At 65.7% G+C, this 21,573-nt stretch carries 11 protein-coding genes; 7 read left to right on the top strand and 4 right to left on the bottom strand.

Annotated features, from left to right (window positions below):
• Nucleotide 1: 1 nt before the first annotated feature.
• Complete coding sequence (locus tag AACG97_RS09215; protein ID WP_232554951.1) at nucleotides 2–12,955, bottom strand: non-ribosomal peptide synthetase; 12,954 nt, start codon at nucleotides 12,953–12,955, stop codon at nucleotides 2–4.
• Between the two features lie 616 nt (nucleotides 12,956–13,571).
• Between AACG97_RS09215 and AACG97_RS09210 the strand changes: the two genes are divergently transcribed.
• Complete coding sequence (locus tag AACG97_RS09210) at nucleotides 13,572–14,102, top strand: RNA polymerase factor sigma-70 (RefSeq protein WP_009684812.1); 531 nt, start codon at nucleotides 13,572–13,574, stop codon at nucleotides 14,100–14,102.
• A 131-nt stretch (nucleotides 14,103–14,233) separates the two neighbouring features.
• On the opposite strand, the gene AACG97_RS09205 is transcribed toward AACG97_RS09210, so the two are convergent.
• Nucleotides 14,234–15,247 carry a GNAT family N-acetyltransferase gene (locus AACG97_RS09205; protein ID WP_125855256.1) on the bottom strand — a complete coding sequence of 338 codons (1,014 nt, stop codon included), beginning with the start codon at nucleotides 15,245–15,247 and terminating at the stop codon, nucleotides 14,234–14,236.
• A 62-nt stretch (nucleotides 15,248–15,309) separates the two neighbouring features.
• The gene (locus tag AACG97_RS09200) at nucleotides 15,310–16,119 is read right to left on the bottom strand and encodes a substrate-binding periplasmic protein (RefSeq protein WP_009684814.1); all 810 of its coding nucleotides are present in this window, start codon (nucleotides 16,117–16,119) and stop codon (nucleotides 15,310–15,312) included.
• A 185-nt stretch (nucleotides 16,120–16,304) separates the two neighbouring features.
• Here AACG97_RS09200 and AACG97_RS09195 point away from each other — a divergent pair, with 185 nt between their 5' ends.
• Both AACG97_RS09195 and ppnP read left to right on the top strand, forming a co-directional pair.
• A complete protein-coding gene (locus AACG97_RS09195; RefSeq protein ID WP_054890391.1) occupies nucleotides 16,305–16,856 on the top strand; it encodes an exonuclease domain-containing protein in 552 nt (183 codons plus the stop codon).
• Between the two features lie 73 nt (nucleotides 16,857–16,929).
• Entirely contained in the window at nucleotides 16,930–17,214 is a 285-nt protein-coding gene (gene ppnP, locus AACG97_RS09190; RefSeq protein WP_009684816.1) for a pyrimidine/purine nucleoside phosphorylase, read from the top strand.
• Nucleotides 17,215–17,348: 134 nt separating this feature from the next.
• Here the strand turns inward: ppnP and AACG97_RS09185 are convergent, their stop codons facing one another.
• Nucleotides 17,349–18,050 carry an alpha/beta family hydrolase gene (locus AACG97_RS09185; protein ID WP_225785736.1) on the bottom strand — a complete coding sequence of 234 codons (702 nt, stop codon included), beginning with the start codon at nucleotides 18,048–18,050 and terminating at the stop codon, nucleotides 17,349–17,351.
• Between the two features lie 50 nt (nucleotides 18,051–18,100).
• Between AACG97_RS09185 and ccoN the strand changes: the two genes are divergently transcribed.
• The 4 genes from ccoN to ccoP are packed head-to-tail and all read left to right on the top strand — an operon-like array spanning nucleotide 18,101 to nucleotide 21,285.
• A complete protein-coding gene (ccoN, locus tag AACG97_RS09180; RefSeq protein ID WP_054890393.1) occupies nucleotides 18,101–19,525 on the top strand; it encodes a cytochrome-c oxidase, cbb3-type subunit I in 1,425 nt (474 codons plus the stop codon).
• Nucleotides 19,526–19,538: 13 nt separating this feature from the next.
• Nucleotides 19,539–20,147: a cytochrome-c oxidase, cbb3-type subunit II gene (ccoO, locus tag AACG97_RS09175; protein ID WP_009683894.1), complete on the top strand. Its 609-nt coding sequence runs from the start codon at nucleotides 19,539–19,541 to the stop codon at nucleotides 20,145–20,147.
• Nucleotides 20,148–20,152: 5 nt separating this feature from the next.
• Entirely contained in the window at nucleotides 20,153–20,347 is a 195-nt protein-coding gene (locus tag AACG97_RS09170) for a cbb3-type cytochrome oxidase subunit 3 (protein ID WP_009683895.1), read from the top strand.
• Complete coding sequence (gene ccoP, locus AACG97_RS09165) at nucleotides 20,344–21,285, top strand: cytochrome-c oxidase, cbb3-type subunit III (protein ID WP_125855258.1); 942 nt, start codon at nucleotides 20,344–20,346, stop codon at nucleotides 21,283–21,285. Before AACG97_RS09170 ends, ccoP begins: the two co-directional genes overlap by 4 nt.
• Nucleotides 21,286–21,573 lie beyond the last annotated feature (288 nt).

The raw sequence follows: 21,573 nt of genomic DNA, 5'->3' as shown, positions 1-21,573 counted from the left end.
TTTACAACCCCTCCAGCTCCGCCATCAGGTCACTTAGCCGATCGACCTTGTCGTCATCCAGTGCACTGCCCTGCAGCCCCTGCACATACTCCGCCAGCTCCGCCACGGTGCTGCACTCGAACATCGCCCTCAGCGGCACGTTCAACTGCAACTGCTTCTGCACCCGCGAGGCTATCTGCGTGGCCAGCAACGAGTGCCCGCCCAACTCGAAGAAGTTGTCGTGCACCCCGACCCGCTCAGCCTTGAGCACATCGGCCCAGATACCCGCCAGTACGTCTTCCAGCTCATTGCGCGGTGCCTGGTAGGCCTGGCCGCGCTGGCCGCCGATGTCGATGGCGGGCAGGGCCTTGCGGTCCAGCTTGCCGTTGGCATTGTGCGGCAGGCTGTCGAACCAGCCCCAGTGCAACGGCACCATGTACTCCGGCAACTCGGCGCGCAGGCGTTGCTTGATCCGCTCCAGCAATTCAGCGTCCCCGGCAATGCCCTGGTGCGCAACCAGGTAACCGACCAAGTGCTTGCCATTGGCACCCTCCTGTACCCCCACGGCAGCATCGCGGATTTGTGCCTGTTCGTGCAGGCGCGCCTCGATCTCGCCCAACTCGATGCGATAACCGCGAATCTTCACCTGGTGGTCGATGCGCCCAACGTACTCCAGCACACCGTCCGGGCGCTGCCGCGCCAGGTCGCCAGTACGGTACAGGCGCTCGCCCGGCGCACCGTACGGGTGCGGGATGAACGCCAGTGCCGTGCGCACCGGGTCGCCAACGTAGCCACGGCCAACGCCGGTGCCAGCCACGCACAGTTCACCCACCGCGCCCAGCGGCACCAGTGCCTGATCGTCCCCGCACAGGTACAGGCGGTTGTTGTCGGTTGGCGTGCCGATCGGCAAATAGGCGCCTTGAGTCGAGGCGGCATCGACCCGGAAGAACGCCACGTCATCCGAGCACTCCGCCGGGCCATAGGCGTTCACCAGCCCCACCTGCGGGTAGCGCTGCAGCCACTGCGCGGCCAGCCCCGGTGGCATGGCCTCGCCGGTTGGCAGCATCCAGCGCAGGCTATCGAGCGCCTGGTGGTCGTTGGCCAGCATGCCCTGGATCAGCGATGGCACGCTTTCCAGCACGGTGATGCCACTGGCCTGCACATGCGCCAGCAGGCCCTGCGGATCATGGGCGATGGCGTTCGGCACGATCTGCACGGTAGCCCCGAACAGCGGCGCAGCCAGGAACTGCCACACGGAAATGTCGAAACTCTGCGACGCCGTCTGGGCTATCACATCCTGCTCGCTGAGGCCCAGGTAAGGCACCTTGCTCAACTGGTTGTTGAGCATGCCGCGCTGCTCGACCATCACGCCTTTGGGCAGGCCGGTGGAACCTGAGGTGTAGATCACGTAGGCCAAGTTGTCCGGCCCGCTGTGAATCCCAGGGTTGTGGCTGGCGACCTGGCTGGCCTGGATTTCCTCCCACACCAGCAGTTGCGGGCGCGCCTGCGTGGGCAGCGCACTCAACAGTTGCCGCCCTTGCTCGGCACAGGCGGCACTGCACACCAGCACCGGCGTGCGGCTGAGCTCGATGATGCTTTGCAGGCGCGCCGCCGGCAGGCCAGGGTCCAGCGGCAGGTAGCCGGCGCCGGCCTTGAAGCTGCCGACGATCATGCCCAGCAGCGGCAAGCCGCGCTCGGCCAGCAGCGCCACCGGCTGGTCGACCTTCACGCCGGCCAGGATCAGTGCGTGGCCCAGACGGTTGGCGGCCAGGTTCAGACCGGCATAGTCGTAGGCGGCTTCCAGGCAGCGGGCAACGACACGCTGCGGGTGCGCGGCCACTTGCGCTTCGAACTGGGCAACGTAGCTTTGCTCCAGCGGATAAGCCCGTTCGGTGCTGTTGCAGTCTTCCAGCAGGAAGCGCTGTTCTTCGGCGCCCAGCAACGGCAGTTCGCTCACCTCCCCGGCAAAGCCCTCTACCAGCGCCAGCAACAGCCGCTTGAACTCGGCCAGCAGGCGCTCGACGGTCGGGTAGTCGAAGTAGCGCTGGTCGAACGACAGGTGCAGGCCCAGGTCATCGCCGGGGTAGCACACCGCCGTGAGCGGGAAGTTGGTGTGGGTACGGCCCGAGTCGGAGCTGGCGTTCAGGTGCTGCGCATGGTCGAGCACGGCGGTTTCCACCGGGGCGTTCTCGAACACGAACAAGCTGTCGAACAGCGGCTGGCCCTTGGGCAGTTGGCTGCACTCCTGGATCGCCACCAAGGGCAGGTACTCGTACTCGCGCAGCTCCATGTTGCTTTGCAGCAGGCTGTGCAACCACTGGCGCACGCTGCAACGCTCCCCGGCCAGCGGCAGGCGCACGCGCAACGCGACGCTGTTGATGAACAGGCCCACGGTGCGCTGCATCTGCGGCATGCTGACCGGGCGGCCGGCCACGGTCACGCCAAAGGCCACGTCACGCTCGCCACTGTAACGCGCCAGCAGCAGGGCCCAGGCCGCCTGGGCAAAGGTGTTGACGGTCAGCTGGTGCGCCTGCGCCAGTTCGCGCAGGCGCACGCCCTCGCTCACCTGCAAGCGGGTATGGCAGTCGCCCACGACCATGCCGCTGCCGGCATGGTCATGGCGCAATGGGCGGTCACTGGGCAGCGCCGTGGCGCGCTCGAACCCGGCCAGGTTGGCCTGCCACCAGGCCCGCGCATCGTCCAGCCCCTGGCGTTGCAGCCAGCCAATGTAGTCGCGGTAACGCGGCGGCACCGGCAACTGCGCCTGGCGGCCCTCGCCAAGTGCCTGGTAAACCTCGAAGAAGTCGTTCATCAACAGCGAGCGGCACCAGGCATCGATCAGGATGTGGTGGTTGCTCATCATGAACCAGTAGCGCTCGTCTGCCACGCGCACCAGGCGCAGGTGGAACGGTGCCTCGCTGAGCAAGGCAAAGCCCGCCTCGCGCTCCTGCTTGTGCAAGGCTTGCAGGCGTTGCTCCTGGGCAGCCTCGGCAAGCCCGCGCCAGTCCTGGTAGTCGACGGCCAGGTCGCCCGGCTTGTGAATGATCTGCAACATCGCCTCACCGCTGTTCCAGCTGAACGAGGCGCGCAGGGCTTCGTGGCGCGCCACCACGACCTGCCAGGCCTGGGCGAAGCGATCGGGGTCCAGCGCACTGTTGATGCGGTAGCGGTCCTGCATGTAGTACAGGCCGGTGCCCGGCTCCAGCAGGGTATGCAGCAGCATGCCCTCCTGCATCGGGCTCAGCGGGTACACGTCCTCGATCTGCGCTGCCGGCACCGGCAGGGCGTCGATCTGCGCTTGCGTCAGGTGCGCCAGCGGGAAATCCGAAGGGGTGAAACTACCATTGCCCTCGGCCAGGCAATGCTCCACCAATGCCAGCAGCTCCAGGCGGTAGGCTTCGGCCAGCGCGGCAATGGTCTGCCTGTCGTAGCGTTCGGCGCTGAAGGTCCAGCGCAGCTGCAGGGCGCCGCCATACACCTGGCCATCGACACTCAGCCAGTTGGGCAGCGGCGCGTCGGGGTCGTGGGCCAGGCCGGCCGGGGCATCCAGCGGCTGGAACAGCGCCGCGCTGTCGAACTGCTGGTCGAACTGGCCCAGGTAATTGAAGGTAATGCGTGCCTGCGGCAACGCCGCCATCTGCTCGCGCCCGGCGGCGTCCGCCAGGTAGCGCAGCACGCCGTAACCCAGGCCTTTGTGCGGCACCTGGCGCAGCTGCTCCTTGATGCGTTTGATCGAGCCTGCCCGCGCGGCGTCATCCTCACCGGGCACCGGGCGCAGGCTCAACGGGTAGGCATTGGTGAACCAGCCCACGCTGCGGGTCAGGTCCATATCCTCGAACAGCCCATCGCGGCCATGGCCTTCCAGCTGCACCAGCACGCTGTCGTCCCCACTCCAGCGGCACATGGCCCGCGCCAGCGCGGTCAGCAGCAGGTCGTTGACCTGCGTGTGGTAGGCAGCCGGGGCCTGTTGCAGCAACTGCCGGGTCTGCTCGGCGTTCAGGCCGGTCGTCAGGGTTAGCGCGTGGCGGTGCAGGTTACCGCCCTGGGGGTGATCGCAGGGCAGCTCACGGCGGGCACCCCCCAGTTGGCTTTGCCACCAGCCCAGCTCGTCACGCAACGAATCGCTGCCGGCATAGCTGGCCAGGCGCGCGGCCCAGTCGCCCATGGCATGGGTCTTGGCGGGCAGTGGCTGGCCACGGTACAGCGCCTGCAAGTCTTCCAGCAGCACACGCCAGGACACACCATCGACCAGCAGGTGGTGAATCGCCAGCAGCAGGCGATGGTGGCCCTGGCCGTCCGTCACCAGCAGGCCGCGCAGCAGCGGGCCCTGCTGCAGGTCGAGGCTGCGCTGCACATCGCTGTACAGCGCCTGGCAATCGGCAAAATCGGCGACGGTGGCAGCCCACAACAGCTGATCCTCAGCCGGCTGGGTGTAGGCAGCCTGCCAACGGCTCGCGGCGGCACTGAAACGCAGGCGCAGGCTGTCGTGGTGCTGCACCAGCGCGGCCAGCGCCTGCTCCAGCGTGGCTTTATCCAGCGGCTGGCGCAGCGCCAGCAGCAGCGCCTGGTTCCAATGCTGTGGCTGCGGCACCTCGCTGTCGAAGAACCAGTGCTGGATCGGCGTCAGGCCAACCTGGCCCTCGCGCAGCCCCTGGTCGATGCTGCTGTGCGCTTCGCTCTGCCTTGCCACAGCGGCCAGCGCCTGGATGGTCTGGTGCTGGAACAGGTCGCGTGGCGTGAACTGCAGCCCGGCCTGCCGCGCCCGGCTGACCACCTGGATCGACAGGATCGAATCGCCGCCCAGTTCGAAGAAGTTGTCCTGCACCCCCACCTGGGCGACGTTGAGCACCTCGCCCCAGATCTGCGCCAGCCGAGCTTGCACGTCATCGCCAGGGGCCTGGTAGTGCTGGCGGGCTTGCTCAAGGTCCGGCAGCGGCAGGGCGCGGCGGTCGAGCTTGCCGTTGCCCATCAGCGGCAGGCTATCAAGCAGCACCAGGTGCGCAGGCACCATGTAGTCTGGCAAGTGCTGGCGGGCCTCGGCCTTCACGGCTTCGCGCAGGCGGTGCTGCACCTCGTTGTCGGCTGCGGCCTGCTGGCACACCAGGTAGCCCACCAGCTGCTTGCCGCCTGGCAGGTCGAGGGCCAGTACCACTGCCTCGTCGACATCGGCGTGTGCCTGCAGACGGCTTTCGATCTCGCCCAGTTCGATGCGGAAACCGCGAATTTTCACTTGCTGGTCGGCGCGGCCAACATACTCGACCAGGCCATCGGCGCCCAGGCGTACCAGGTCACCGGTGCGGTACAGGCGCCCACCTGCGCTGCCGAACGGGTCGGCAACGAAGCGCTCGGCGCTAAGGCCCGGGCGATCGTGGTAGCCCTGGGCCAGGCCGGCGCCGCCGACATACAGCTCACCGATACCCCCTTGCGGCAACAGCGCCAGGTCTTCGTCGAGGATGTAGGCCGTGCGGCTGCCGATGACCTGGCCGATCGGCACACTGCCCAGCGTTGCGGGCAGCACCTCTGGCGCCAGGCAGGCCAGCGGCATGACCACGGTCTCGGTCGGCCCATAGGCATTGAAGAACTGCTGGGGCGCGAATGCCTGGCGAATACGCTGCAGGTGCTCACCGGTCAGCGCCTCGCCACCGGTGATCACCAGGCGAACCGGCAGTTGCTCGCCCTGGCCGCCCAGGTATTGCGCCAGTTGGCTCCCGTAGCTTGGGGTAAAGCCAAGGATGCTCACCCGCTGCTCGCGCACCAGTTGGCATATTTCCTCCGCACCCCACTGCCCCTGGGCACGCAACACCACCCGCGCACCGCACAACAGTGGCACCCACAGCCGCTCGCTGGCGGCGTCGAAGTTGATCGAATAGAAATGCAGCTCGCAATCGTCGCTGCGCATGCCGAACGCGGCGCTCACGGCCTGGCAGTGCATGGCGAATTCGCCATGGCTGACGACCACGCCCTTGGGTTTGCCGGTGGAGCCGGAGGTGTAGATCAGGTAAGCCTGGTGCTGCGGCAGGCTGAGGTTGTCCAGCGGCGCAGCGCTGTAGGCCGCCAGGCTGGCTGCGTCGTCTTCCAGGCTCCAGCGCGCCACACCTTCGGGCAATTCGCCCAGGCTTTGCAGCAGCTCGCGCTGGCTCAGCAGCAGGCCGATACGGCTGTCCTCGATCATGTAGCGCAGGCGGTCGAGCGGGTATTCAGGGTCCAGTGGCACATAGGCGCCGCCAGCCTTGAGGATGGCCAGCAGGCCAACCACCATTTCCAGCGAGCGCTGCAGCGCCAGGCCTACCCGCACCTGCGGCCCGACACCCCGTTCGCGCAGGGCCCGGGCCAGGCGGTTGGCGCGCTGCTCGAGCTCGGCATAGCTCAGGTGCTGGCCGGCGAAGGTCAGCGCCCCGGCCTGCGGCGTGCGTGCGGCCTGGGCCGCGAACAACCCGTGCAGGGTCTGCCCGAGGCCCAAGTGCGGGTCGCCCTGCAACTGGCCCAGCAGTTGCTGCTGCTCGCTGCTGCTCAGCATCGGCAGCTCGCACAGGCGCTGTTGCGGGTTGTCGAGCAGCCCGACCAGCAGCTGTTGCCAGTGTTCGGCCATGCGCGCGATACGCGGCTCATCGAACAGGTCACGGCTGTAGGTCAGGCAGCAGCCCAGGCGGCCATCCAGGTCGGTCACTTCCAGGTACAGGTCGAACTTGGTGGCGCTGGCGTCGTTGACCAGGTAATCCACCTGCATGCCGGCCAGGCTGCGGCTTTGCTGGAAGGCCCAGCGCTGCACGTTGCACATCACCTGGAACAACGGGTTATAGGCACTGCTGCGTGGCGGTTGCAGGGCCTCGACCAGTTGATCGAACGGCAGGTCCTGGTGCGACTGGCCTTCGATGGCAGCCTGGCGCACCTGCTCCAGCAAGGCGCTGGCGCTCATCTGCCCATCCAGTTCGCAGCGCAGCACCTGGGTATTGAGGAAGGCGCCGATCAGCCCTTCGCTTTCCGGGCGGATGCGGTTGGCCACCGGCGCACCGATGCGCAGGTCGCGCTGGCCACTGTAGCGGTGCAGCAAGGCAGCCAGGGTGGCTGTCATGGTCATGAACAGGGTCAGGCCACGCTGGCTGTTGAAGGCATGCACGCGCTCGACCAGGGCCGGGTCGAGCTCGAAGCGGTACAGCCCGCCCCGGTGGCTTTGCACCGCCGGGCGTGGGCGGTCGGCGGGTAACGCCAGCACCGGGTGCTCGGTGCCCAGGCGCGTTTGCCAATAGGCCAGTTGGCGAGCGCCCTCGCCGCTTTCCAGCCATTGCCGTTGCCACACGCTGTAGTCCAGGTACTGCACCGGCAGTGGTGCCAATGGCGACTCGCGGTCGTCGACAAAGGCCTCGTACAGTTCACCCAGCTCGCGGGCGAAGATGTCCATGGCCCAGCCTTCGGTCACGATATGGTGCAGGGTCAGCACGAAGAAGTGCTCGCGCTCTGCGGCCTTGACCAGGCAGGCGCGCAGCAGCGGGCCGCGCTCAAGGTCGAACGGCTGGTGCGCCTGGTCATCGGCCAGCTGTTGCAGGCGTTGCGCACGGGCAGCGCCGGGCAAGGCGCTGAAGTCCTGCCAGTGCAGGTGCAGGCCGCTGTCTTCGGCCACGCACTGGTAGGGCACCCCGTCGATGCTGGGGAACGTTGTACGCAGGGCTTCGTGACGCACGATCAGCGCGTGCAGCGCCCGCTCGAACGCCTCGACGTGCAAGGTGCCGCGCAAGCGCGCCATGCCGCCCACGTTATAGGCCGGGCTGTCGGGCTGCATTTGCCAGAGGAACCACATGCGCTGTTGCGAATAAGACAGCGGCACCGCCTGGCGGCGGTCTACGCGGGCGATCTGCCCTTGCAGGTTGCGCTGGCCATTGACCTGGATGCGGGCTACCTCGGCACAGAATGCGCCCAGCTCGCTGGCCTCGAACAGGGCCTTGAGCGGCAGCTCCACGTCGCACGCATGGCGCGTGCGGGAAACGATCTGGGTGGCCAGCAGCGAGTGGCCACCCAGGGCGAAGAAATCATCGCGCAGCCCTACACGGGGCAGGTTCAGTACATCGCGCCAGATGCCAGCGACCTGCTGTTGCAGTGCTGTTTGCGGCTCGACGTGCTCACGCTGCTGCCACACCGGGGCCGGCAGCGCCTTGCGGTCGACCTTGCCGCTGGGGCCCAGGGGCATGTGCGCAAGGGCAATCAGCTGCGCCGGCACCATGTACGCCGGCAGGTGCTCGGCCAGTACCGTCAACAAGGCTTCGGCCTGGGCGCTGCCGCTGTAGTAGCCAACCAGTTGCGCGCCGACCGCATCGTTGTGGACCAGCACCAGCGCCTGCTCGACACCCGCTTGCGCCAACAGGCAGGCCTGGACTTCTTCAGGTTCAACGCGCAACCCCCGTACTTTCACCTGCTGATCCAGACGCCCGAGGTATTCCAGCGTTTGCAGCTGAACCTGCCAACGGGCGCGGTCACCACTGCGGTACAGGCGCTGGCCATTGCCATCGGCCTGGGGTACGAAACGCTCGGCGGTAAGCCCTGGGCGCCCCAGGTACCCACGGGCCAAGCCCGCACCGCCCAAGTACAACTCACCCGGCACGCCGGGTGCGGTGAGTTCGAGTTCGTCATCCAGTACCCGACACAGCACGTTGGCCAGCGGCCGGCCGATGGGCGAACGCTCACCGTCCGTGGCCTGGCAATGCCAGTGGGTGACGTTGATGGCGGTTTCGGTCGGGCCGTAGCGGTTGTGCAGCTGCACGTGCGGCAGCAGTTGCAGCACCCGGTCGCGCAGCGCCGCCGACAAGGCCTCGCCCCCGGAAAACACCCGGCGCAGGCTGGCGCAGCCCGCGGCCTGTGGTTCCTGAACAAACACCTGCAGCAGTGGCGGCACAAAATGCAGGGTGGTCACGCCATGCGCCTGGACCAGGGCCGCAATGCGCTGCGGGTCGCGGTGCTCGCCAGGGCCGGCGAGCACCAGCTTGCTGCCGGTGATCAACGGCCAGAAGCACTCCCACACCGACACGTCGAAACTGATCGGCGCTTTCTGCAGCAGCACATCCTCGTCGCCCAACCCATAGCTGGCCTGCATCCAGTGCAAACGCTCGGCCAGCGCCGCGTGAGTATTGCCCACGCCTTTGGGCTGGCCGGTGGAGCCGGATGTGTAGATGACGTAGGCCAGGTTGTCACCTTGCAGGTGCAAGCCGGGGGCCTGGCTGGGCCAGCTGTCCAGGTGCAGCTGGTCGAGGGCGATGGTGCTGACGCCATCGACCTGTGGCAGCTTGCCCACCAGGCTGCTGTGGCTGAGCAACAGGCCAGCATCACAATCGGCCAGCATGTACGCCAGGCGCTCGGCGGGGTAATCCACGTCGAGCGGCACGTAGGCGCCGCCGGCCTTGAGAATGGCCAGCAAGCCGACCAGCAGTTGCGGCGAGCGCTCGAGGGCGATGGCGACGCACGTGTCAGGACCGACACCTTTGTCGCGCAGGTAGTGGGCCAGGCGGTTGGCCTGCTGGTGCAGTTCGGCGTAGTCCAGGCTGCCACCCGCCCATACCAGGGCGGTACGTTGCGGGGTCAGGCGGGCCTGCTCGTTGAGTTGCTCGACCAGCAGTTGCTGCGGCGCGGCGGCTTCGGCCTGGCCCCAACCCAACAACTGGCGCCGGCCCGCCTCGTCGAGCAGTTGTACCTCGGCCAAGGCCAGGTCGGGCGCGGCGCACACTTGCTCCAGCAGTGCCAGCAGCTGCCCGGCCAGGCGCTGGATGGTGCTGGCCTCGAACAGTTCGTCGGCATAGTCGAACGCCAGGCTCAACCGGCCCTGATGGTCCTCTTCACTGTGCAGTTGCAGGTCGAACTTGGCTTCGCGGCTGTGCCACGGCAACTCTTCGGCCAGCAAGCCTGGCAGGCGGCGCAGTGCCGACAGGTCGCGTTGCTGGTGGTTGAACATGACCTGGAACAGGCCCTGCTCGCGGGCTTGCGGCAAGGCCTCGAGCAACTGCTCGAACGGCAGGTCCTGGTGGGCCTGGGCCTGTAGCGTGGCCTGGCGGACCTGCGCCAGCAGTTGGCTGAACGGCATGCGGCCATCGAGTTGCGCGCGCAGCACCTGGGTGTTGATGAAGAAGCCGACCATGCCCTGGGTTTCCAGGCGCGGGCGGTTGGCATTCGGCACGCCGACGCGGATCTCGGCCTGGCCGCTGTAGCGCTGCAACAGTGCCTGCCAGCCGGCCAGCAGCACCATGAACAGGCTGGCCTGCTGCGCCTGCGCCAGGCCCTTGAGGGCTTGGCTGAGCGTGGCGGGGACCTTCACGCTGAAACGCGCAGCACTGAATGTGCGCTGGTTGGCCCGGGGTTGGTCGGTGCACAGGTCAAGCACGGGCAGTTCGTCACCGAGCTGGGCCTTCCAGTACTGCAGTTGGCGTTCGGCTTCGCCGTCGGCCAGCCACTGCCGCTGCCAGTTGCCGTAGTCCGCGTAGCCCAGGGGCAGCGGCGCCAACGCTGCCTCCAGGCCCTGGCAGTGAGCGGCATACAATTTGGCGAATTCATCGAGCAGGATGTTCAGCGACCAGCCATCGGCCACGATGTGGTGCAGGGTCACCCACAGCTGATGGTCTTCATCGTCGAGCCGGGCCAGGGTCACACGCAGCAACGGGCCTTGCGTCAGGTCGAACGGCTGGCAGGCCTCGACCTCACGCTGGGCGGCGACCTGCTCGGGGGTCTGGCCTGCGAGGTCCAGGCGGGCCAGGCTGAACGGCTGCTGCGGCAGAATACGCTGCAGCGCCTGGCCGTTTTCTTCAGCGAACACGGTACGCAGCGACTCGTGGCGCGCCACCAGTGCCTGGAATGCGGCCTGCAGGGCGCTAGCGTCCAGTTCGCCACGCAGGTGCAGGCCGGCGGGAATGTTGTAGGCCGCCGATTGGGGTTGCAGTTGCCACAACAGCCACAGGCGGTTCTGCGCCAGCGACTGGGGCAGCGCCTGGGCGCGTGCCAGGGGCGCGATAGCTGTGGGCTGGGCAGCGCCTGCACCGATGAGCGCAGCCACCGCGTTGCTGTAGTCAGCCAGCACCGGCGCCTCGAACAAGGTGCGCAGGCTCAGGTCGATGCCCAGTTCGTCGGCCAGCCGCGCCGTGGCCTGGGTAGCGGCGATGGAGTTGCCGCCCAACAGCAGGAAATGGTCATCTGCCGCTACTGCCTGCACCTTGAGGGTGTCGCGCCACACCGCCGCGATGCGTGCCTGCAAGGCATCGCCTGATGCCTGGGTGGCAGCAGCGGCGCTCGGCTCAGGGAATTGGGCATAGCAGTCCAGGCTGCCCTCGGCCATGCGCACGCGGCAGGCCGAACGCTGCAGCTTGCCGCTGGAGGTTTTCGGCAACGCGCCCGGGTTGAGCAGCAGCACCACCGCCGGCGCCTGGCGGCAGGCATCGGCGATGACCTGGCGCAGGGTGTTGATCAGCGCCTGGGGTTGGGTGGCCTTTTGCACGCTGCGGCTGATCTCCACCGCCACGCCGATGCCCTCCTCGCCCTGATGCTCGACGGCGAACACCGCCACCCGGCCTTTGCGCAGTGCCTGCACTTCACGCTCGAGGGTTTTTTCCAGGTCTTGCGGGTACAGGTTCTGCCCACGCACGATCAACATGTCTTTCAGGCGCCCGGTAACGAACACCTCCCCTTCACGCATGAAACCCAGGTCGCCGGTTCGCAGCCAGGTCTGCCCGTCCATTTCGACGAAGGTGCGCGCGCTGGCTTCTGGGTTACGCCAGTAGCCCGAGGCGATACTCGGCCCACCTGCCCAGATTTCTCCCACCTGGTTGTCGCCCAGCCGTTGCAGCTGTTGCGGCTCGACAATGCGTACCGCGTGCCCCGGCTGCGGGAAGCCGCAACTCATCAGCACGCTGCCGGTACCGGGCTCGGCGCGGTTGGCAGCCAAGGCGTCGGCATCCAGCGCAAGCGCGGGGATACCCTGGCCACGGCGGCTGCCGCTGACGAACAAGGTTGCTTCGGCCAGGCCGTAGCTGGCGAAGAAGCTCTGGGGGTCGAAGCCGCAGGCCTTGAAGGTGTCGGCGAAGCTCGCCAGGCTGTCCTGGCGGATCGGCTCGGAGCCCGAATAGGCCACGCGCCAGCGGCTCAGGTCGAGGCCGGCCAGCGAGGCCTCGCTGACCCGCTCGCTGCACAGGCGGTAGGCAAAGTCGGGGCCGCCGCTGATGGTGCCGCCGTAGTCGCTGATGGCCTGCAACCAGCGCACGGGCCGGGCGAGGAAGTAGCCGGGCGACATCAGTACGCAAGGCACACCGCTGAAGATCGGCTGCAACAGGCCGCCGATCAGGCCCATGTCGTGGTACAGCGGCAACCAGCTGACGATCACGTCGTCGGGGTTGAGGTCGATGCCAAAGCCGCTGCGGATGAGTTGTTCGTTGGCCACCAGGTTGCCATGGCTGACCTGCACGCCTTTGGGCAGTGCGGTGGAGCCGGAGGTGTACTGCAGGAAGGCGATGTCCTGGCTGCTGAGGGCAGGTTCCTGCCAGGTGTCGGCCAGGGCGGGGTCCAGGCCATCCACTGCCAGCAACGCGGGCGCCGCCTCGGCGGCAAGTGCTTCCAGGCCCTGCAGGCTGTCGTGCAGCGCCGCCACGGTCAGCAGCAGGCGCGGCTCAGCGTCGGCGATGATCGACAGCAGGCGTTGCTGGTGGTGCTGGCGGGCAGACTCTGGCGGGTAGGCCGGCACTGCGATCACGCCGGCGTACAGGCAGCCGAAGAACGCCGCTACGTAATCCGGCCCACTGGGAAACAGCAACACCGCGCGGTCACCAAAGCTGGCGCGTGCCTGCAGGGCGGCGGCGATGGTGCGCGCGCGCTGGTCGAGCTCCCGATAACTGAGCACAGCCTGCTCGTGCGGGGCGTCGGCGAGAAAGCGCAGGGCAATCCTGTCCGGGGTCTGCGCGGCGCGTTGCGCCAGGGCCTGGACCAGCGAGAGCGGGAGTTCGAAGGCGTCCGTCATGGGGTGTTCCTGCCAGTATCTGTTGGGGCGTGCCGACTGCGCCGCGGACATGGGCGGGCAGCGGTTGGCGGCCGGGGATGTACTCAGGGGAACGGATGGGCGGCGGGAGAAATTAGCGGAGCTGGCGGGGTCGGCGGATTGACGGGCATGCCATGACGGGGGTGTCGCCTGGGAGACCGAGCGCCGCCCGCGCGGCGCATCGCGAGCTGCGCTCGCTCCTACGTTTGTTTCGGGCCAATTATTCCTGTGGGATTCGCGCGCGAACGCCTTGGTGCATGCCTCAATATCGCGCCGTACAGACAAAGCGGTCGCGCGCGCCTGTCACAGGCGTTACTGGCCCGAAACAAACGTTGGAGCGAGCGCAGCTCGCGATGCGCCGCGCGGGCGGCGCTCGGTCTTCCAGGCGACACACCTGTCATGGCCTGCACTTTGTCGTCGCAACACTTTCTCCAGGCAGGCACCACGCCCCCCGACAGACCTCGCAAAAATCGAAAAACCCTGATACCAATTACATTTCGCATTTGACAATCATTATCATTGTGAATAGCTTGTCGCACGTCGTAGGAAGCTTCCCTGCCCCGGGTGCGTCCTCCCCCTTTGTGACAAGGTGATTTCCATGGCGGAACAACTATCCACAAGTAAGTGCGATTCACCATTACTGCAGGCCTTCGTAGACAACCGCAGCATTCTGGTCAAGATTGCAGCGCGCATTACCGGCTGCCGCTCGCGTGCCGAAGATGTGGTGCAGGACGCCTTCTTCCGGCTCAGCGCCGCTCCGCAGATAACCTCGTCGTTCAAGGCGCAGCTGAGCTACCTGTTCCAGATCGTGCGCAACCTGGCGATCGACCATTACCGCAAGCAGGCGATGGAGCTGAGATACTCCGGCAGTGAAGAGGAAGGCCTGAATGTGGTCATCCAGAACGCCTCGCCCGAAGCCACCCACATCAACCTGGCCGCGCTGGACGATATAGCCGAAGCGCTGAACCAGTTGCCCCAGCGCACCCGCTATGCGTTCGAGATGTACCGCCTGCATGGCGTACCGCAGAAGGACATCGCCAAGGAACTGGGCGTGTCGCCGACCTTGGTCAACTTCATGATCCGCGATGCCCTGGTGCATTGCCGCAAGACCGCCAACCGGCAGGGCTGACCCTAGCTGCAAGCTGCAAGCTTCAAGTTAAAAGAAAAAGCCAAAGCAGAACGCGATCGGCTTTTGCTTGTAGCTTGTAGCTTGTAGCTTGTAGCTTGTAGCTTGTAGCTTGCAGCTTGCCGCTCTGGCCATCAGGCGAGCCTGCAACGATCGAAGAACCGCTCCCGCCCCAGAATCATCAGCGCCGCGCGCTTGTGCGGGAAGTCGAACTCCTTCTCGCAATGGAAGCACTGGTCGTGCATGTAGCCGATCATCTTGCCATTGTCGGCACGCGGCTCGGCGACCACCCGCTGGGTACGCGGGTCATCCAGGAACAGGTAATGCACCAGCGCCGATAGCCAGCTAGCGACCTTGTGGGGCCCACGATGGCTCTGCTCCCCGACCAGCATGTGGATGCCGCGGTCGTAGTCATCAGCCGGGTAGAACGGTGCAATGCGATCCTCCTTGGCCCAGTAAACCTCGAAATAGGCAAATGGCTGATCGTCGAAGCAGCCAATCAACGTCAGGGTATGCGGGTCGGCCTCCAGCTTGGCCAGGTACGCGCGGTGCTGGGCAAGCGTGCCGCTTTCCTGCCAGAACGCCTCCACGCGCGGGTCGTTCTGCCAGCGGTTGAAGCGCTCCAGGTCATGCTCGATGTCCAGGGTGCGCAGTGACACCCAGCTACCCAGCCGCGCATCGAAGCGCCGATAGACCTCGCCACGGGGCTTGGGCGCCCGCCGCGGGTGGCGCTTGCCGTTGCTGATCTGCATCTGCTGCGGGTAGGGTGCAGCCAGCGCCTCACCCAGCCAGGGCTGCGGCAATTGCCAGAACAGCGCGCGCTCGCACAGGTACTGCCCAGGCACATCGCCCACCAGCAGCAGGCCGCTGGCCAATGCCTGCGGCACCACCTCGGGCAGGTGCCAGGCCAGGCGCTGGCAGGCACTGTCACGGGACAACAGCCAATAGCAGGCCGCCCACAAGGCTTGATAAGGGCGCTCGGGGCACAGCTGCTCAAGGTGTACCTGCAAGGTTGGACCCGCCTGCAGGCGCACCTGCGCCAGCGGGCGGCCCTCCAGGGTCAGGCTCAGCCTGTTGGCCCCCTCCTCGGCACTGAGGCTGCGCCAACGTGGCGGTGACTGTGGCTGCGAAGCGGCATCGAAGGGCATGGGTGGGTCTCGCGAAATGAACAAAGGGCTCACTGTCGAGAACGATGCCACGCGGCGGCAATTTAGTCCTCGGGCGCACTGACGGCGATGCGGTAAGGCTGGAAAATGCGCGCCAGTTCACCGCTATCACGCAAACCTCTCAACAGTTCAGCGAACGACCGCTCGCCAATGGGCGCGGCGGGCCGCAGCAGCGCGTAGTGGTGGTAAACCTGATCGATGCGCTGCGATGCAACCAGTTGCGCACGGCTGGACGGGTTACGTGCCAGGAAGTCACTGAGGTAGGAGCGCGTGACCAGGGCAATGTCGGCGCGGCCCGCCTGCACCATCAGCAGGTTGCTGTCGTGCGAATAGGTCAACGTCGCATTGTAGGCCTTGCGCAGGTAGCGCGGGTCGGCGTTGAAACCGGCGAACGCATAGTGATAGCCGTTGAACAGGGCCAGGCGCTTGCCCTTCAGGTCATCGAAGTAATGCGGGGCGCGCCCGTCCACCTGGCGGGCCACGAACACTTCGGCATCTTCCAGGCCCATGTCCACCTGTTGATGGGGGATCTGCTCCCAGCCCCACTGCGGGTTCTCGAAAATGGCCATATCGGTACGGCCCTGCTGCAAGTCACTGAAACGCCGCTGGATGGAAGTGGGCACCAATACGAAGCGGTAGCGCTGCTGGGCACGGTTGAGCGCAGCGACCAACTGCGGCAACAAGCCGATATCGGCGCCCTGCTCGGGGCGCACCGTATACGGCGGGAAATGCGCGGCACCGACTTTCACCTCGATGGCACCTGCCGCGCATGCCGGTACGGCCAACCAGTACACAGCCAGCAACATGAGGGTGGACAAGGCCTTCAGGCCGGGCGCAAGGGTAAAGGCGGACATTCATCACGGTTCATGCCTGGGTCCGCTTAAGCTAGGCGTTTTACCGGGGCGGCACAACTGCTGCCTCCGGCTTTCGTGCCCCTCGATACGCCATTGGCGGTGACAAAACGGGCGGCAAAATGCCACGAGGTGCCGGATGCGCCGAGTTTGGCTACGCTCTAGCAGGATCTGCAAGGGAGCCTGGTATGGGCCATTGGTTGGTGATCGACCTGGAGGCCACCACCGATGAGGGTGGGTGGCCGGTCACGGAGATGGAAGTCATTGAAATCGGCGCGAGCCTGGTCACCCGCGAAGGCCGTGAGGTCGACCACTTCCAGCGTTTCGTGCGCCCGCGGCGGCGCCCGCAGCTGACCCCGTTCTGTCGCGAGCTGACCCACATCAGCCAGACCGACGTCGATGCGGCCGCGCCGTTTCGCGAGGTATGGGCCAGCTTCGAGCACTGGCTAGGACAGCATCGTGAACAGTTGCAGGCCTGGGTCAGTTGGGGCGACTACGACCGCCAGCAACTGCACCAGGAATGGCACCTGCACGGCCTGGACAGCCTGCTGCGCACGCTGGCGCACATCAACCTCAAGCAACGCTTTGCCAAGGCCCGCCACCTGCAGCGCCCTGCCGGCCTGAACGGCGCCCTGCAACTGGCTGGCATGCACTTCTGCGGGCAGCAGCACCGGGCCCTGGAAGATGCGCGCAACACAGCGCGGCTGCTGCCCTTGAGCCTGCCCGCCGACGGGCCCTGAAAGCAGATGACGAGGCCATTGGGCTTGGGCATACTGGCCAGCCCTTTTTCCTCCCCTTTTTCAGGAGACGCCCATGTTCCAGGTCAACGAGTACTTCAACGGCACCGTCAAGTCGATCGCCTTCACGGGCGAAGAAGGCCCGGCCACTGTCGGCGTGATGGCCCCGGGCGAATACGAGTTCGGCACCGCCAAGCGTGAAATCATGCACGTGGTGTCGGGTGCGTTGATCGTCAAGCTGCCAGGCAGCGACAACTGGGAAACCTTCAAGGCGGGCGACACGTTCAATGTACCGGCTGACAGCAAGTTCCAGCTGCAGGTGAAGGTAGACACCGCTTACCTGTGCGAGTACCGCGATTAATTGTTCGCTATTGGCACGCTCGTTGTAGGAGCGGCCTTGTGTCGCGAAAGGGCTGCGAAGCAGCCCCAGTTTTTAGCTTCGCCGCGTGAATTGCCGGGGCCGCTGCGCGGCCCTTTCGCGACACAAGGCCGCTCCTACAAGCGTATGCCTGCCAAAAAGCTGGCAACTCGCTGCGCAGCCGCCTGCAAATGCTGCTCATGGCTGAACCCCGAAGCCTTCAACGGCTTCAGGTCATGGTCCGCCGCCACTAGCCAGCTCACCTCGATCGCCGGCGACAACGCATACCCTGCCACCGCCTCCCGGTTACCCAGCGCATCGCGCTCGCCCTGCACGATCAACGTCGGGGTTTTTAACCCGGCCAGGTGCTCCACGCGCGGCTTCTCGGGTTTGCCCACCGCGTAGAACGGGTAGCCCAGGCACACCAGCGCATCGGCGCCCAGTTCGTCGGCCAGCAGGCTGGCCATGCGCCCGCCCATCGACTTGCCACCCACCGCCAGCTTGCCCGCGACCAAAGGTCGCACGTGCCGGTACACCTCGCGCCAGCTTTCCAGCAATACCTTCTGCGGGTTCGGCGGCCGCTTGCCACCGCCAACCCGGCGCTCGGCCATGTACGGGAACTCGAAGCGCAGCACCGCTACCCCAAGTGCCGCAAGCCTTTGCGCCATTTCGTCCATGAACCCGCTGTCCATCGGCGCACCGGCACCATGGGCCAGGATCAGGCAGCCCTTGTAACCCTCCCCGCCCTCGACCTGCGCAAGATCGCAGCGCAAGCCTGGGACATTTCCGACCTTCGCCCATTGATCCCCGTCAATACCGGCACTTTGCCCATTAATCATGCTTGCCTCGCTGTAAAGCCTGCCAAATAACCGTGGATGGGAACCCATACATGAACACAACCAGCAGTACCGCCTATAACTACAAGGTGGTCCGCCAATTCGCCATCATGACGGTGGTGTGGGGAATCGTCGGGATGGGGCTCGGCGTTTTCATCGCCGCCCAGCTTGCCTGGCCTTCCCTCAACTTCGACCTCCCCTGGACCAGCTTCGGCCGCCTGCGCCCACTGCACACCAATGCGGTGATCTTCGCCTTCGGCGGCTGCGCGCTGTTCGCCACGTCCTATTATTCGGTGCAACGCACCTGCCAGACCACCCTGTTCGCACCCGGCCTGGCCGCGTTCACCTTCTGGGGCTGGCAGCTGGTGATCCTGCTGGCGGCCATCAGCCTGCCATTGGGCTACACCAGCTCCAAGGAATACGCCGAGCTGGAATGGCCGATCGACATCCTGATCACCATCGTCTGGGTCTGCTACGCCATCGTGTTCTTCGGCACGCTGATCAAGCGCAACACCAAGCACATCTACGTGGGCAACTGGTTCTTCGGCGCGTTCATCCTGACGGTGGCCATGCTGCACATCGTCAACAACCTGGAACTGCCGGTCAGCCTGACCAAGTCGTACTCGGTCTATGCCGGTGCCACCGACGCCATGGTGCAGTGGTGGTATGGCCACAACGCGGTGGGCTTCTTCCTGACCGCGGGCTTCCTGGGGATGATGTACTACTACGTGCCCAAGCAGGCCGAACGCCCGGTGTATTCCTACCGCCTGTCGATCGTGCACTTCTGGGCGCTGATTACCCTGTACATCTGGGCCGGCCCACACCACCTGCACTACACCGCCCTGCCTGACTGGGCGCAATCGCTGGGCATGGTGATGTCGCTGATCCTGCTGGCACCGAGCTGGGGTGGCATGATCAACGGCATGATGACCCTGTCGGGGGCCTGGCACAAACTGCGCAGCGACCCCATCCTGCGCTTTTTGGTGGTGTCGCTGGCGTTCTACGGCATGTCCACCTTCGAGGGCCCGATGATGGCCATCAAGACGGTCAACGCCCTTTCCCACTACACCGACTGGACCATCGGCCACGTGCACGCTGGCGCCCTCGGCTGGGTCGCGATGATCTCGATCGGCGCGCTGTACCACACCATCCCGAAAGTGTTCGGCAAGGAACGCATGTACAGCATCGGCCTGATCAACGCGCATTTCTGGCTGGCCACCATCGGCACCGTACTGTACATCGCCTCGATGTGGGTCAACGGCATTGCCCAGGGCCTGATGTGGCGCGCAGTGAACAGCGACGGCACGCTCACCTACTCGTTCGTGGAAACCCTGGTGGCCAGCCACCCAGGCTTCATCGTGCGCTTCGTCGGCGGTGCGATCTTCCTCAGCGGCATGTTCCTGATGGCCTGGAACACCTGGCGCACCGTGCGTTCGCCGGCGCTTGATGCTGCCCCTGCGAACGCCCAGCTGGCTTGAGGAGACCTGCCTGATGAAACATGAAGTCATCGAGAAAAACGTTGGCCTGCTGGCCCTGCTGATGGTGTTGGCCGTCAGTATCGGCGGCCTGACCCAGATCGTGCCGCTGTTCTTCCAGGACGTCACCAACAAGCCGGTCGAAGGCATGAAGCCTTACACCGCGCTGCAGCTCGAAGGCCGCGACATCTACATCCGCGAAGGCTGCGTAGGCTGCCATTCGCAGATGATCCGCCCATTCCGCGCCGAAACCGAGCGCTACGGCCACTACTCGGTCGCTGGCGAGAGCGTGTGGGACCACCCGTTCCTGTGGGGCTCCAAGCGTACCGGCCCGGACCTGGCCCGGGTCGGCGGCCGCTACTCGGACGACTGGCACCGCGCGCACCTGTACAACCCGCGCAACGTGGTACCGGAATCGAAGATGCCGGCGTACCCCTGGCTGGTCGCCCAACAGGTGGACAACAGCCACACCGACGTGAAGATGCGCACCCTGCGTACCCTCGGCGTGCCCTACACCGACGACGACATCGCCGGTGCCCGCGACGCGGTCAAGGGCAAGACCGAGATGGACGCGCTGGTGGCCTACCTGCAGGTGCTTGGCACCGCGATCAAGAACAAGAGGTGATTGCGATGGAAATGGACACCGGCATGATTCGCGGCCTCGGCACCCTGGTGGTGATGGTCGCCTTCATCGGCCTCTCCCTGTGGGTATTCAACCGCCGTCGCGACCGTGATTTCGCCGAGGCGCGCTTGCTGCCCTTCGTCGACGACCGCCTGCCCGCTGCCGGGCAGGAACCTGCTGCAAAAAGGAGTAACGGGCAATGACCACCTTCTGGAGTACGTATATCAGCGTACTGACCATCGGGAGCCTGATTGGCCTGACCTGGCTGTTGCTCGCCACCCGCAAGGGCCAGAGCCACAACCCCACCGACCAGACTATGGGCCACAGCTTCGACGGCATCGAGGAGTACGACAACCCCTTGCCCAAGTGGTGGTTCTGGCTGTTCGTCGGCACCCTGGTGTTCGCGGTCGGCTACCTGATCCTTTACCCGGGCCTGGGCAACTGGAAAGGCATTCTGCCGGGTTATGAAAATGGCTGGACCGGCGCCAACGAATGGCAAAAGGAAATGGACAAGGCCGATGCCCGCTTCGGGCCGATCTTCGCCAAGTACGCCGCCATGCCGGTGGAGGAAGTGGCCAAGGACGCGCAGGCGTTGAAAATGGGCGGGCGCCTGTTCGCCTCCAACTGTTCGGTCTGCCATGGCTCGGACGCCAAGGGCGCGTTCGGCTTCCCCAACCTCACCGACAAGGACTGGCGCTGGGGCGGTGATGCGCAGACCATCAAGGCGTCGATCATGAACGGCCGCCATGGTGTGATGCCGGCCTGGGCCGAGGTGATTGGCGAGCAGGGCGTGGCCGACGTCGCCGCGTTCGTGCTGACCAGCATGGACGGCCGTAAACTGCCGGAAGGCGCCAAGGCCGACCCGGCCAAGGGCAAGGAGATCTTCGCCGGCAACTGCGTGGCCTGCCACGGGCCGGAAGGCAAAGGCACCCCGGCCATGGGCGCGCCCGACCTGACCCACCCACAGGCGTTCATCTATGGGTCGAGCTTTGCCCAGCTGCAACAGACCATCCGCTACGGTCGCCAAGGGCAGATGCCGGCGCAGGCCGAGATTCAGGGTAATGACAAAGTGCACCTGTTGGCGGCGTATGTGTACAGCCTGTCGCAGGATGGCGCGGCTGAAACTGTGACCTCCAAGTAATACCCCCGGGGCCGCTTTGCGGCCCATCGCGACGCAAGGCCGCTCCTACAGGAGATCGCATTTTTTCTGTAGGCGCGGCCTTGTGTCGCGAAAGGGCTGCAGAGCAGCCCCAGCGCTCCCCCGCCCTACTCCCTCCCTTGCACCCCCTCCGAACAGAACTAAGCTTGTTGCCACAGTGGGCATCCTACGAAAGCACCGGCGCAGACGCCGCGCCTGGCCAGTGGCCGCCCCAAAAAAAGCTTGACCAATCGATCAGAAAAAGGTGAAAAACGGTACACATTACAAATA

Source organism: Pseudomonas sp. Nvir (genome assembly GCF_963778085.1).
GTDB classification, from domain to species: domain Bacteria; phylum Pseudomonadota; class Gammaproteobacteria; order Pseudomonadales; family Pseudomonadaceae; genus Aquipseudomonas; species Aquipseudomonas juntendi.
The sequence above is the reverse complement of the archived record's forward strand: the minus strand, read 5'-3'. Positions and strand labels throughout refer to the sequence as shown.

What these genes read in the sequence shown, in the direction of transcription:
- AACG97_RS09215 (WP_232554951.1), bottom strand. Translation starts at nt 12,955, where the DNA reads ATGACGGACGCCTTCGAACTCCCGCTCTCGCTGGTCCAGGCCCTGGCG.
- AACG97_RS09210 (WP_009684812.1), top strand. Translation starts at nt 13,572, where the DNA reads ATGGCGGAACAACTATCCACAAGTAAGTGCGATTCACCATTACTGCAG.
- AACG97_RS09205 (WP_125855256.1), bottom strand. Translation starts at nt 15,247, where the DNA reads ATGCCCTTCGATGCCGCTTCGCAGCCACAGTCACCGCCACGTTGGCGC.
- AACG97_RS09200 (WP_009684814.1), bottom strand. Translation starts at nt 16,119, where the DNA reads ATGTCCGCCTTTACCCTTGCGCCCGGCCTGAAGGCCTTGTCCACCCTC.
- AACG97_RS09195 (WP_054890391.1), top strand. Translation starts at nt 16,305, where the DNA reads ATGGGCCATTGGTTGGTGATCGACCTGGAGGCCACCACCGATGAGGGT.
- ppnP (WP_009684816.1), top strand. Translation starts at nt 16,930, where the DNA reads ATGTTCCAGGTCAACGAGTACTTCAACGGCACCGTCAAGTCGATCGCC.
- AACG97_RS09185 (WP_225785736.1), bottom strand. Translation starts at nt 18,050, where the DNA reads ATGATTAATGGGCAAAGTGCCGGTATTGACGGGGATCAATGGGCGAAG.
- ccoN (WP_054890393.1), top strand. Translation starts at nt 18,101, where the DNA reads ATGAACACAACCAGCAGTACCGCCTATAACTACAAGGTGGTCCGCCAA.
- ccoO (WP_009683894.1), top strand. Translation starts at nt 19,539, where the DNA reads ATGAAACATGAAGTCATCGAGAAAAACGTTGGCCTGCTGGCCCTGCTG.
- AACG97_RS09170 (WP_009683895.1), top strand. Translation starts at nt 20,153, where the DNA reads ATGGAAATGGACACCGGCATGATTCGCGGCCTCGGCACCCTGGTGGTG.
- ccoP (WP_125855258.1), top strand. Translation starts at nt 20,344, where the DNA reads ATGACCACCTTCTGGAGTACGTATATCAGCGTACTGACCATCGGGAGC.